Raw genomic sequence first — 12,916 nt, 5'->3', positions numbered from 1 at the left:
GGGCCCTTTCATGCCCGGTGTCCATTGAGGTGTCTGGTTACGATAATTTGCTATTCATTGAGTTAAAGATTACCTTATAAAAGGGAGGACAAAGGAATGCCTTGGACTTCGGAACATACAAAATGGCTGGTTGATACTGGCGAACGGTTGAAAACCGCAGATGGCAAAGCTGTCGAGGTCTGGGAATTCTGTCATGTACAAGATGATACAGTGCTCTCAGCATGGGCGAAACACTTTCGGAATCACTATTGTCCGGATACCGACATTGATTTTCTCCGTGGGAAACGTTCACGCTCGGATTACCTGACCGATATTAAATTTCCGAGTAAAACAACCAAACTTGGTCCAGGTATCCGAGCAGGAGATTTTGGGGAAATCTTGGTTTCCGATTACCTGCAATGGTTTCTCGGTTACTGGGTGCCCAGAGTACGGTGGTCATCGAAGGTTGTTCGAGATGAATCGCCCAAGGGCAGCGATGTCATTGGATTTCGATTTCATAAAAAAGACGGCGACGCCTCCACCAAGGACGTGTTGTTTGTCTTTGAATCCAAGACCAAGTTCACCTCATCCAAGATTAACCGTCTGCAGAATGCTATTAATGACTCCGCCAAGGACCACATCCGAATCGATGAGTCGTTGAATTTTATAAAGCAGAAGCTGTTTGAAAAAAGAGAGATTGAACAAGCTCAAAAAATCGAGAGATTTCAAAACCCGGTAGATATGCCTTATAGGGAGACCTACGGAGCGGCGGCAATCATTTCTGATGAATGTTTCAATAGTGATGAGCTGGCATCGTCGGACTGTAGCAAAATTCCCAAATCTTCAAAATCAAAGGAGTTCTTCCCTCATCCCAATGGTGACAGCCTTGTCCTCTTGGTTATCAAAGGACCCGGCTTGATGGACCTTGTCCACGAGCTCTACAGGAGGGCTGCGGATGAGGCCTGATAGAAAATCCAATCGTCTTCTTGGTGTTACTCGATCAAAAGCTAAGATGATCGAGTACCATGTACCTGAAGAATATCAGGACATAGATTTATCACTACATCCGAATAAGCTCTTCACCATCTCGATAGGCCTTCTGGGTGATCTTGCCGCCGCTATCAACCGAGGGGAGTCAGATCCCGATTCCCTCGCAGAGCTGAAAAACAATCTGCTATTTTCCGCCCGCTTTTTCGACTCCTATCTCCAGTCAAAGTTGAACGAGACACTTGATCCATATCTCGTGCTACTGGGCTCCGCTTCCTATTACATGTGTGATCTTCCTGGAAGCGCATCGGTATTAGCCAAGCGTTTAGATGGTGACTGCCCAGACATAGATGGCGATGGTTTGGAAGACTTGTTGCTCTGGTTGTTGCAGGCCGATCTTGAAACCTATTTCGATGAAGCCGAGGGACCGTTCGGCGAATTCATTGTTGGGATTTCAGAATGGATTCTTCAGTTTTTTGAAGATGGGAATGGCGAAGACAATCTTCTCGATTTGGCAACCAAGCTGAAAGGCGCTGTCTATGATTTCGGCACACCAAGGCAGCTTCTTTTGGGTGATGTAATCGCGGCTGTGTTGAGGAAAAAGCTGGAGAATTCCGCTTGGAAAGCTTTGCCGTCCTACTCCGATCTTCCTCGTGACAAGTGGCTATATGCATTGCAGAAGGAATCGTTCATCAAGGAGCTTTGGCCTGCACAACACCTTTTGGGCAAGGCTGATGTACTTAAAGGCGAGTCTGCCATCGTTCAAATGCCCACCAGCGCTGGCAAAACAAAGGCAACGGAACTGATCCTTAGAAGTGCCTTTCTTGCTGACCGGATCTCACTGGCTATCATCATCGCTCCATTTAGGGCGCTCTGCCAGGAGATCAAAAACAGCCTCGTCGAAGCATTTCACAACGAACCCACCAAGGTGGACGAATTGTCCGATGCCCTACAGACCGACTTCGACATTGCTGAACTTTTGGGGCACCAACAGATTCTGGTGGTAACCCCCGAGAAGCTGCTCTACGTCCTTAGGCAGACTCCGGAGCTGGCTTCCCACGTAGGCCTACTGGTCTTTGATGAAGGCCACCAGTTCGACAGCGGCACCCGAGGCATTACATACGAGTTGCTTCTTACATCGCTGCGATTCATGGTTCCCGAAGGTGCCCAAAAGGTACTGATCTCAGCGGTCATCAGCAACGCCGAGGCTGTTGGAGAATGGTTAAACGGCGAGCCAAATGTCGTCGAAGGTACAACTTTAATTCCGACTTTCAGGTCGGTTGGATTCGCCAGCTGGCTAGATCAGTTGGGAAGAATCGAGTACGTCGACAGCAGTGACGCCGAAAAGAATGAATTTTTCGTTCCGAGGGTGATTGAAAGATTCAAGCTCGGAAGGAAGAAGCGGGAAAGTATCGACCGTTTTTTTCCTGAAAAAACTGACGGGCAGGCTATCGCACTATACCTTGGCCTCAAATTGGTCCCGAATGGCAGTATTGCTGTTTTCTGCGGAAGGAAATCGACAGCGGCCAGCGTCTGTGAAAAGGCCGTTGATATTATCGAGAGAGGCGCACCCTTGGCCTTACCGTCAGATTTTTCAGACGCCAAGGAAGTTGAGCGGCTGAGACATCTGCATGTCGAGAATCTCGGTGCTGACGCCCCGGCGTCCCAGAGCGCGGCACACGGCATTTTCTCCCATCATGGCAATACGCCGCATGGTATCCGGCTGGCGGTGGAGCATGCCATGCGTGACGACCTTGTGCGATTTGTTGTTTGTACATCCACTTTGGCGCAGGGTGTAAACCTTCCGATTCGATACCTTATTGTGACCAGTGTCTACCAAGGCATGGAGCGTATCAAGGTTCGCGATTTTCACAACCTAATTGGCCGAGCGGGCCGAGCCGGGATGCATACCGAAGGCAGTATCCTGTTTGCTGATCCGGCTATTTATGACAAGCGAAAAGCTCGCAATGATAAATGGCGCTGGAATCAGGTGAAAGAACTATTGGAACCACGCAATTCTGAGCCATGCATTAGCAATCTCCTATCGATATTCGATCCCATCAAGAGTGACGACGAGAAATACACTATCACCATGGAGGCACTGGATTTTGCTAAGGCCTATATCGACGATCCTGATGAAGTCGCCAAATTGTCTGCCGGGATAGCTGCGCAACATGGAGATAAAAATTTCTCAAGAGATGGTGTCGAACGGCAAGTTGTCTGGAGAATAAGTCTCATATGTGCCGTTGAGAGTTTTTTATTATCCCATTGGGATGAAACGGAGGATGGGCTTTCGGAAGCCGACGTGACTCGTTTGGCCGAAGGGACGCTTGCCTTTTTTCTGGCTGATGATGAACAGAAAGAGAATCATATTCACGAGCTGTTTCGGCTACTCGCTCGGAACATATCAGCAAACATCACAGATCCGGCTCGCCGCAAGATTTACGGAAGGACGCTTTACGGCATTCAGGATGCCCAAGATATTGAGGAGTGGGTTCAGACCAACTCTGATAACCTGCTTTCGATTGTTGATGAAACAGAAGTGTTCGATCTTGTTTGGCCACTGCTTACTAAACATATCAGCAGTAGTGTATTCACCAAGTTCGATAAGCCGGAGGTGCTTAAAGAAATCGCGCATGGGTGGATAAGTGGAAAGCCATTCAGCAAACTCCTAAAAATCATTCGTGAGCGAGAAACCAAGATGATATGGGGCACACGCCGGAGGGATTTCAAGATAGATCACGTCGTTGACGTCTGCGAAGGAGCGCTCGCATATGACGGAGCACTTGTTATAGGCGCTGTATCTGAATTCATAGAAACCATTGATAAAGATGGCACCGGAGATCTAATCAATCGTTTGCAGCTTTTTCAGAAGCGGCTGAAATATGGGCTGCCAACCGAAACAACCATCGCCCTATACGAGCTTGGCTTTTCGGACCGTGTCATTGCTCAGGACCTCGCCGCATTCTTGAACCTGGCAGCGACTCAGAAGAAGGATATCGTGAAGGCGCTGAAAAAAGACCCAGACGCAGCTATGGCAGTGATGGAGAAATACCCAGCCTATTTTCAGGAGAGGATGAATGAACTCCTCTGACAACAAAACAACTATCAAACCTAAATGGAGCTGATTTATGGCAGGTGAATATGAAAGAGCAATAAGCATCAAGGAAGCGATTGATGCGATAAATAACCGGGATTACCTATTGCCAGCCATTCAGCGTAAGTTCGTTTGGAGCAGTCATCAGATCTGCGTATTGTTCGATTTATAATAAGACCATGAACTGAGACAGGGAGGTGNNCACAATTTCCACAGGAATCGCTGAAAGGGGCCTCCAGGGCCTGATTTCGGGAAAACCGGTACCGTGTACTATCTCCACAAAATCCACAGAATGATGGTGATTTTTTCATTTTCTCGTATAATATCAATATTAAGAACAATAAAAATATCTAAAATAAAGTATTACTATCTATGATGGAGGTATCGGCTTATGGGAGACATGAATTCCTTGTTGCAGACTGCGATCGATGAGACCAAGCATGTCAGGGAAGGGGAGATCTTTCTTGTGAAGGATCTGTTCAAGGGATATGAGTGGAACCGAATTGCCAAGCGGGACCGGCTCATGCTGGGTTCGCTCTTCCTCAGCTACATCGGAACCCATGACTGCAAGGTGACAATTGCCGATAAAGGAGCTTCAGGACAGCAGAGATATCTGAAGCATTGACCAAAAGTATTGCAGGTTGGTTGTATGGTATGGCTCTGGTGATTTATCGGTTCTTTTTTCGTGTCTCTCGACAACGATGTTTGTCAGAAGCAGGGAAGGATCTTCTCCGGTATCTGAATCCTGCACACTCCCCCTTTACCCTGAGACATGATTATCCAAGCAGGATTTGGTAGGAGAATTTGTTTTCTCACTTTTTGCTTAAAAACTTCATTTCGCGACGCCATTCAGCTTTTTTGGCTGATGTTTCTTTCAGCAAGTCAGCAAGTCAGGAAACCCGCATTCTGGAACCCATGCCGGAGAATCAAAGGTTGAGACACCTGCTCTCACTATTGAAGCTTGCAAAATTGCCGATGCAGTCATGATCACCTGGAATTCATTGCCATCATCAACTCAGTCATCCTGTATACTTCTGTACTTGGAGAGAATCCATATCCATGGAGTGTATAGCCGGATTCCAGGCATCGCTTCTCGAGTTTCTTCGCATTTTCGATTGCCTCTGGCAGATGGCTTTCAGTTCGCATAAACAGGTCCTCATCGGATTTCCCATATCCAGGGAGATAGTGAATGATGTCTTTGAGCACTTCCTTCGATGAGGCATAGTTCTTTGGTGTCGATGTAAAGTGACATATGAACCAGAGTTCAAAACATGGGTTTGAGAGTATGATGTGAAAACCTCTGTCTTGAGCAATCTTCAATGCTTGTCGTATCTGATCATCCTTTGCATGGTTGCAGTCATGATCGATCAGGCAGAATGCAAGATCCCCATCCAGGGATGAAAATCCAGATTCTTCCATGAAATCACCTAGGCTTTCTGCCATTCTCACTGGATCTGTGCTGGAATCAGGAACCATCCTGAGGGCCAGATTCTTATGTCTTGCGATGAATCCTTTGAAATAGTTTCTCTCTGTACGATTGTGGCCCTCGGCTGCAATGAAGACCGTTGAACGCTTTCTCTTCGAGGCGTTGCCTCTTGTCTTTTGCTTGAATCTCCTGCTCATGTGAGTCACCTCAGCCGATATTCGGAACTGCACCGAATTTTCCGTTTAGATAGGACTTTCTCACATCCTCACGGGTTCTTACTGAGTATTCATCCAATGAATAGAGCTCTGAGACAGCCGTATCGTTGTCCTTGTCAATGAAGTATATCTGGTCGCGGCGCATGTAGTGGGTGGACAGCAGCTCGGTGGTGTGAGTCGTTATGATCAGCTGTGCATTTCTTGGGTTTGTCTCTTCGCTGTTGAAGAGACCCACAAGATAGAGAAGCAGAGCCGGATGGAGACTGGCATCGAGTTCGTCGACACAAAACACATACCCATTGTCAAAGGCGTTCTTCAGCTGCGGACTGAGAAAGAAAAGATTCTGTGTTCCTTTGGACTCATCCTGCAATGGGAGCATGAACGCTCTCTTTTCCTCACCGTTGCCTACAAGATGCGTTGCATTGATCTTGTAGGCCTTCTGTTCCAGAGGGCCTGCATGCTTCAAGCCTGCACCGAAACCAACAATTCCAGAGTTTTCGACTCTCTGGGACTCTATCGAGTAGTCGGTAATGTTGATATCCGATTCCTTGAGAAGCCGCTTCGTGAATTCCTTAAGCCCGCCATCCTTGTCGGATTCATACGAGCTGAACATCGGAATTGGATTTGACGGCTCATAGACATCAATGAATCTGCTGAACCAAAGAAAGGCCTCTCTTGTTGCTGTTGCGTTCCAGGTGGTGGCTGTCGCAAGAAAGAGCTTGTTCGGAGTATTCCTTGGGACAAGGGCAGCCAGCTCCTGCTTATATTTGCTATCAGTGAACTGATAGCTCTCCTGAATCCGCTTGAAGATTGTCGTTGGTTTTTGCGTCTTGTAGGCCAACAGATGCTCTTCGCTGATTGTGTTTCCATCACAGGAGAACCCATAGATATAGCGTTTCCCGTTTACGATAAAATCAAACTCAAAGGAGGTGTCCTTCTTCCCGTCTGGATCGAACAAGAACCTGTCTACAAATGGAATCGGCTCATCCAGCTGTCTGACGCTTGTCGTCCTGACAATCAGTATGGCAGCAGCCAACGCCTTGATGAGATTTGACTTGCCGGATGCATTTGAGCCGAAAACTGCTACGGACTTCAGCAGCTTTCCAGCGGACGTCTCAAAGACATTGTCTGGATTCTCCTTTCCTGAAGAAGCCAGCATGGACAATGTCGCAGAGTCTCTGAATGATCTGTAATTCTCAAAGCTAAATTGGATCAGCATACATGCCCTCCAATCAAAGAATACGTGAATATATGCTGGAAATCAATAGTATTATCAATATTTTGCCAAAAAATGACAAAAATAAAAAAAATAACTGAGAATCACTAAACAATCGGTACTTCTTACAACTCCACATATTGCGATGGATTTGGATTCATTTCTTTGACGATTGATTTCAAAGGAATTCCGGTACCAGGAAGGAATTCCACAAAATCCACACATCTGAAAATCAGGCTCTTATTTGGTCTCCCTCGCAGCCGGCTATGCAACCCGGGCTCCATCCCCTGACCGAGAACTTTCCCAAGCGGGGGTGGAGACATTTTCTTGGACTCTTTAAGGAGAAGGGAATGTATTCATATGATGAGAGGAAGAAAGCCGTTGAACTTTACATAAAGTTTGACAAAAGTGCTTCTGCTGTCGTAAGGGAACTTGGGTATCCAACCACCAGGATGCTTACGCTATGGTATCGGGAATATCTTGAAGAAGACGACCTGCACAAGAAGTCCCGATTACAAAAAGGATATACAGCAGAGCAAAAAGCTGCAGCTATCAAATACTACCAGGAGCACGGCAGGGGACTCGCCCGTACGGTCAAGGCTCTGGGTGTCGAGGTTCGTTTTGAACGCGAGGGCATCTCGTCAATGGACGGATCGGCGGAGATGGCGTTCTCCATGCTGGCCGTCGCGGCACAGGAGGAGTCCCGCTCGATATCGGAGAACATGAAGTGGTTGCTTCGCAAGCATGCCGAGCAGGGGATCAGGCACCTGGGTAGCAACCGAATCCTTGGATACAATGAGGTCGATGGGGTGCTAGTGCCGAATCAGGATGCCTGGATCGTCAGGGTGATTTTCGAGGACTATGCTACGGGTTTGTACCCCATAGAGATCCATCGGCATTTGATGGACCTCGGAGCTGCGAACTCCACAACCAAGCGGATTCCCGGATCAGGGAACATGAGGAAAGTTTTATCCAACGAGGTGTATGTGGGCGACCGGATGATCCAGAAGGGCCCGGTGAGGGACCTGATCACCAAGCAGCCGGATTTCTCCAAGCCCTATACCAGCTACTATCTCACCGACGACCATGAGCCGATCGTGGACCGGCAGTTGTTCGAGCAGGAGAAGGCACGGTTTGAGTGGGTCGACCAAGAGCGCAAGGCCGGCATCTATCGGAACTCGCAATCGCATTACCTGTATGGATTGGTATACTGCAGTGAATGCGGCTTGCCCTACAGGAAAGGTGACGGTTCCGAGTACAAGGGTACCGAATATGATTATCTGGTGTGTAGCTGTAGAAAGCGCAGGGACAGGAAACAGCGCACCTGCACCAACCGTTCGATCAGGGTCGANNACTCTCGGATTGCCATGGCGATCGGTTGAGGAGTTTGACTCCGATACTTTGGTAAACGCGGTCGAAAGGGTGGTTGTTAAGCCGGATGGTATCGATGTGGTGATGAAGTATCGCCAGGCGGCTAATGATTAAGTGCTATCCTTGAAAGTCTGTAGTTCATAATTTTATATTGTCAAATACCTGCAAAATCAGTAATTTTGTTTGACAATATTTTCATTTAGAGGTATATATTGAATATGATTTTGCAATATTCTTGCAAAATAGAGGTATTACCATGTTGTTGGAATTCAAGATGAAGAACTACAAATCCTTCAAGGATGAATGTGTATTCTCCATGAAAGTCGCCCCTAAGCAGAAAGGGCTGGACTACAGCATTCTCTCGGAGAAGATCGGGCGTAATGTTCATAAAGCTTTGAGCTCGGCGGTCATCTACGGACCCAATGCCTCGGGAAAGACCAATATCATCGGGGCGATGGAGACATTCAAGCAAATCGTGCTTCGCGGTAATATTCGAAATGTTGAGGCCAAGGATTTACCCAATGCTGCATCCAATATGCTTGAGTTGATTCCCAACAATACGCTTACTGTACCCGAGCCGGTGGAATTCTCCATTACGTTTATTGAGCAAGGTCTTCTCTTCGAATATGCAATCTCCCTTGACCTCGGGCGGTTCCTGGAGCGGGAAAATGAGCGGAAGGTTCTCAAGGAGATCCTTCGTGTCAATAATGCCATCCTCTTTTCCCGTGGTGATGCAACTCTTCAGGTTGGAGATATGGAGGTTGTCCGATCCTACTTGGTTCCTGCGTATGAGCAGAACGCGAAAGGTGCGGCGGCCTTGGCCCAAAGTAGCCTACATAACGAGGAGCTGTTTCTTGCCAACGGATTCAAGACCATGTTCAGCGCAAAACTAGCCTCGATGATTGCCCAGTGGATGGACAAGAGCTTCATCGTCATCTACCGGTCGGATTCGATGCAGTTGGTCCGCAAATTCTCCGAACCGAAAAAACGGTCGGTCTTCATCGAAAAGACATTGAACGAGGCGGCAGCCCTCTTTGGTGTCAATTCGAATGCCTTGGGATATGTCTTGGATGGAGAGCATGAAGAAGCACAGCTTTGCTCCATATTCAAGGGGGACGTTAAGTCTACTGCCATTCCTGTAGAGCTGTTCGAGTCTTTCGGAACGATCCGTTTCATCAACCTGTTCCCTCTTGTCTTGCAAACCTTGCGTAAAGGTGGGGTCTTGGTTGTCGATGAGTTCGATGCCTCGATGCACCCGATGGCATTGATGAATATCATCACGCTGTTTCACAACGATGAGCTGAACACCCACAGAGCACAGTTGGTGTTCAATACACACAATCCAATCTTCCTGAATTCCAATCTGTTCAGAAGGGACGAAATCAAGTTCGTGGATCGTGATGATGAGACGCATTGCAGCACGCACTATTCCTTATCTGATTTCGGCACTGCCGGTGCGAATGGCGTTAGAAAGACAGAGGACTACATGAAGAACTATTTCATCGACCGATATGGGGCGATCAAGAGTATCGATCTTGCACCCATCATCCGAGACCTCATGGAAAAAGCCAATGAGGGGTAGGTGATGAAGAAACTATCAAAACCTTTCTACTTCTCGGTCGAGGGTGAAACAGAAGATTGGTATCTACAATGGTTGAGCAAAAGCATCAATGCTTTGCCGCAGGCAAAATTCAAGTCTTCGTTCGACTGCAAGATAGAAAAAGATCCTCTCTCCCGGGCCAAGGGTATGAGCGTTTTGGGGAAAACTGAGATCTTCCACATATTCGATCGTGAAAGCGAGGAACGGGTTCATGTGCAGCAATTCGAAACAACCTTGAGGCGTATGAAGGAAGCACAAGGTATTGGAAAGACCATCAAGTATTCGCTCGGTTACAGCAATTTTGCTTTCGATCTATGGATGGTGCTCCATAAAGCTGATTGCACTGGGTCCTTGAGTTATCGGCATCAGTATCTGGATCCGATAAACAGGGCATATCAGGAACACTTCTCAGATATGGATGAATATAAGAAGGAAGATAACTTCAAGAGATTGCTGACTAAACTGACATTGGATGATGTACGCAGTGCAATCAATAGGGCTGAGAGAATAATGGAGATGAATAGGGAAAATGGCTGGCTTGAGCAAAACTTTTGTGGGTATAAGTACTATACGGTCAATCCGTCCCTCTCGATTGGAGAGGTAGTGAAGAGTATCTTCACACAATGTAAGATTCCTCCATATGATAGATCACGCTAGGTTTTCCAATCCTGTTGTGTCCCCACCGAGAGAAAATTCGAGAACACTTCATCCATAGTGATTTGCTCCTCGTAGCGCGGACCGCCGTTCAGGAAAGATGTCAATGCCGAGAACAAAGGCGCTACGGATAGGTGATGGCTGTGTAGCTGTAGGAAACACCAGGTTAAAAACACCGTACCCACCCAACCGTTCGATCAGGGTCGATCAGCGCTTTAGAATGCCTGCTCGAAGACTCTCGGTTTGCCGTGGCAATGAAGTATCGCAAGGTAGCTATTGCATAATAAACCGTGATAAGTTTTGGAATGAGAAAACTTTTGTTTCATTCGATAGTAGAGTACCATGTGATAGAAAGCTACGGGCTTAGATATCATGTTAAATAAAGAACGAATCAATCCAAAGAGCAACCTGAAAATCCTGTTCCAACAAATCGAATGCAAGCAAGTAAGGCATTATGCAGGTGATAAGCTGAAGAATATCTTTTCCGACATGAAGTCGGATAGGTGTGGTGCTTACCATTTCCCCGATGACTAAAGTGATTTTAATCCAAAGATGCGCTATTTCTGCGAAAATTCCATCGAAATTTCCTCAAGCTAATAGCATGGGAAACTCATACGAATAAGTCCTAAAGAGATAACCGTTATGTAAAATCATGTACGTACAGTAAAAAGGGTGGTACAATTACAACAATGTGACGTAGCAAGAACACAAAATGGTCTCACTATGTCATACTTTCATACTACACCTACACGAGGAGAATGGTTGTACATACGAGATTAGTTGATTGACTTATCTTATACATTATGTATAATCAAGAGTACTGCAGTGCCAAAACCGCAACCGGAATACGATATCAAGGATTTTATACGGGCATGCAAGGGAAATGGAGGTAGGCCGTCGATAGTAGCTCTTGAAGGAGGGGTGATACGAACAGCTGATAGGGATTTTAATCTCAAGACCAGAAAAGCCATTCTCTCGTTCATTGCTACAGGTGGTCTGGAGAATCTCGAATTTGTCAATTCGATTCAGTATCGACGTAGCGCTGAGATTCCCCCTCCAATTTGCGATGCGTATCATTTCAGGTCAGGGTTTTCCATCGGCTATATCTCCTTCTTTTATAGTGAATCGAATAAGAAGTGGGTTATCAAGTCGTTTCATCGGGATGATGCGTGTGGCCCTACTGCCTTTGAAATCGCGTTAAGGAATGCAAAATTGTTGCCTGAGAGTTTGGAAGGGAGTGAGTGATTATGGAAAAAATCATATGTACATATTGTGGAAAGGACGCTGTGTCGATCGAAGAGCACGAGATTGAGCTTAGCGAACCCTATGGTGGATCTTCCACAGTCAAGATAAAAGAAAAAGTATGTCGTCATTGTGGATTTGTCGAGGATGATGGGAGCAATGATCCCGTGATTCAAAAAGAGCTTTCGATGCTCAAGAGAATTTCAATGGTGAACGTGCTTGATGAGCTTAATGCCATGGGCCATACGACTGCATCCATGGAACGTGCCTTGGGTCTTCCTGCAAGAACAATCGCGAGGTGGAAGAATGAGCGATCCATGTCTCCTTCGGCATCAGCAATCGCACTGATGAGGATTATTCGGACTTATCCCTGGGTACTTGCTGTCGCAGACATGCAATTTGACCATGAGGCAGCCAGGAAGATCCTTCTTCAACATGCAGCCAAGGAACTTGTAAATATTAGTTCTGAGCACCCGGAGGTTGAAGTGACCTCGAATGCCCAGATGTCCGGAAATCATTTCGAATTATTCATCAAAGGATCTAGAAAGATTATTCCAGAAGTAGTGTCAAGCGGGAATAACGTCTTTGAATTCTTGAGGTAGGGAAGTCTCCATGAAAATCAACAGTTTCATCATTTGTGACGATATACGGTCGGAAGTTGGCAACAAGAAATCACTCATGGGAATCTATACCAAAGAGTTAGTATTCTCGGTCACTGCTGAAGAAGCGGGTGTTTGGCCGAAGGATTTGGTCCTTGGGATGATGTTGGACTTCTCGATCTCGGCTGAGCTAAAAAAGAAGGCACATAAGTTCCAGGTCATGTATTCAGTAAATGATGTTGAGAATGCGCTCGGAGAAGGGGAGTTCAAATTTCCTCCAGATGAGCGAGACCCAGAGGGTGATTTCCAAATGACCATCTTTGCCAAGTCCCTATATCGTTTTGAATCCTGCGGGAAGCTTGCGCATTGCGTCAAGATTTTCGATGCTTCAGGCAACGAGATAGTTCAGGCTACCCCGACGACCGAGCTCCTTATCAAGGAGAATGTAATCCCATCTTGATTTTTTCCTTTCCAGCAATCCTAAATTGAAACAGAAGTAAAGAATTAAACTCCTTATTTCAAGTTAAGTG

General features: G+C 46.6%; 11 protein-coding genes and 1 pseudogene. 10 read left to right on the top strand and 2 right to left on the bottom strand.

What is annotated here, in order from left to right:
• Positions 1-96: 96 nt before the first annotated feature.
• From B3K89_RS12365 to B3K89_RS12355, 3 genes are all read left to right on the top strand, one after another.
• Positions 97-945 (top strand): Hachiman antiphage defense system protein HamA, encoded by an 849-nt coding sequence (locus B3K89_RS12365; RefSeq protein ID WP_345907480.1) that lies wholly within the window; start codon positions 97-99, stop codon positions 943-945.
• The gene (locus B3K89_RS12360) at positions 935-4,060 is read left to right on the top strand and encodes a DEAD/DEAH box helicase (RefSeq protein ID WP_345907479.1); all 3,126 of its coding nucleotides are present in this window, start codon (positions 935-937) and stop codon (positions 4,058-4,060) included. Before B3K89_RS12365 ends, B3K89_RS12360 begins: the two co-directional genes overlap by 11 nt.
• A gap of 394 nt (positions 4,061-4,454) precedes the next feature.
• The gene (locus B3K89_RS12355; protein WP_345907478.1) at positions 4,455-4,688 is read left to right on the top strand and encodes a single-stranded DNA-binding protein; all 234 of its coding nucleotides are present in this window, start codon (positions 4,455-4,457) and stop codon (positions 4,686-4,688) included.
• Between the two features lie 362 nt (positions 4,689-5,050).
• On the opposite strand, the gene B3K89_RS12350 is transcribed toward B3K89_RS12355, so the two are convergent.
• Together B3K89_RS12350 and B3K89_RS12345 are read right to left on the bottom strand one after the other, a co-directional pair.
• Complete coding sequence (locus tag B3K89_RS12350; RefSeq protein ID WP_345907477.1) at positions 5,051-5,686, bottom strand: RloB family protein; 636 nt, start codon at positions 5,684-5,686, stop codon at positions 5,051-5,053.
• Positions 5,687-5,696: 10 nt separating this feature from the next.
• On the bottom strand, positions 5,697-6,923 hold the full coding sequence (locus B3K89_RS12345; protein WP_298503821.1) for an AAA family ATPase: 1,227 nt from the start codon (positions 6,921-6,923) through the stop codon (positions 5,697-5,699).
• Positions 6,924-7,270: 347 nt separating this feature from the next.
• Between B3K89_RS12345 and B3K89_RS12340 the strand changes: the two are divergent.
• From B3K89_RS12340 to B3K89_RS12310, 7 genes and pseudogenes are all read left to right on the top strand, one after another.
• Positions 7,271-7,666 (top strand): annotated as a pseudogene (locus tag B3K89_RS12340) (hypothetical protein); the annotation flags it as partial.
• Positions 7,643-8,302 (top strand): recombinase family protein, encoded by a 660-nt coding sequence (locus tag B3K89_RS12335; RefSeq protein WP_345907485.1) that lies wholly within the window; start codon positions 7,643-7,645, stop codon positions 8,300-8,302. The pseudogene B3K89_RS12340 and the gene B3K89_RS12335, both read left to right, overlap by 24 nt.
• Before the next feature lie 263 nt (positions 8,303-8,565).
• A complete protein-coding gene (locus B3K89_RS12330) occupies positions 8,566-9,873 on the top strand; it encodes an ATP-binding protein (RefSeq protein WP_345907476.1) in 1,308 nt (435 codons plus the stop codon).
• A gap of 3 nt (positions 9,874-9,876) precedes the next feature.
• The gene (locus tag B3K89_RS12325; protein WP_345907475.1) at positions 9,877-10,548 is read left to right on the top strand and encodes an RloB domain-containing protein; all 672 of its coding nucleotides are present in this window, start codon (positions 9,877-9,879) and stop codon (positions 10,546-10,548) included.
• Positions 10,549-11,466: 918 nt separating this feature from the next.
• Positions 11,467-11,790: a hypothetical protein gene (locus B3K89_RS12320; protein WP_320350740.1), complete on the top strand. Its 324-nt coding sequence runs from the start codon at positions 11,467-11,469 to the stop codon at positions 11,788-11,790.
• A 2-nt stretch (positions 11,791-11,792) separates the two neighbouring features.
• Entirely contained in the window at positions 11,793-12,389 is a 597-nt protein-coding gene (locus B3K89_RS12315) for a hypothetical protein (protein ID WP_320350738.1), read from the top strand.
• Positions 12,390-12,465: 76 nt separating this feature from the next.
• Positions 12,466-12,846, top strand: a complete 381-nt coding sequence (locus B3K89_RS12310) for a hypothetical protein (RefSeq protein WP_345907474.1) — start codon at positions 12,466-12,468, stop codon at positions 12,844-12,846.
• Positions 12,847-12,916 lie beyond the last annotated feature (70 nt).

The sequence above is a fragment of the Sphaerochaeta sp. UBA5849 genome (genome assembly GCA_002432715.1).
Classification (GTDB): Bacteria; Spirochaetota; Spirochaetia; order Sphaerochaetales; family Sphaerochaetaceae; genus Sphaerochaeta.
The sequence above is the reverse complement of the archived record's forward strand: the minus strand, read 5'-3'. Positions and strand labels throughout refer to the sequence as shown.

Bases quoted from the DNA above. Each gene is read 5' to 3' on its own strand.
- B3K89_RS12365 (WP_345907480.1), top strand. From the start codon at position 97: ATGCCTTGGACTTCGGAACATACAAAATGGCTGGTTGATACTGGCGAA.
- B3K89_RS12360 (WP_345907479.1), top strand. From the start codon at position 935: ATGAGGCCTGATAGAAAATCCAATCGTCTTCTTGGTGTTACTCGATCA.
- B3K89_RS12355 (WP_345907478.1), top strand. From the start codon at position 4,455: ATGGGAGACATGAATTCCTTGTTGCAGACTGCGATCGATGAGACCAAG.
- B3K89_RS12350 (WP_345907477.1), bottom strand. From the start codon at position 5,686: ATGAGCAGGAGATTCAAGCAAAAGACAAGAGGCAACGCCTCGAAGAGA.
- B3K89_RS12345 (WP_298503821.1), bottom strand. From the start codon at position 6,923: ATGCTGATCCAATTTAGCTTTGAGAATTACAGATCATTCAGAGACTCT.
- B3K89_RS12330 (WP_345907476.1), top strand. From the start codon at position 8,566: ATGAAGAACTACAAATCCTTCAAGGATGAATGTGTATTCTCCATGAAA.
- B3K89_RS12325 (WP_345907475.1), top strand. From the start codon at position 9,877: ATGAAGAAACTATCAAAACCTTTCTACTTCTCGGTCGAGGGTGAAACA.
- B3K89_RS12315 (WP_320350738.1), top strand. From the start codon at position 11,793: ATGGAAAAAATCATATGTACATATTGTGGAAAGGACGCTGTGTCGATC.
- B3K89_RS12310 (WP_345907474.1), top strand. From the start codon at position 12,466: ATGGGAATCTATACCAAAGAGTTAGTATTCTCGGTCACTGCTGAAGAA.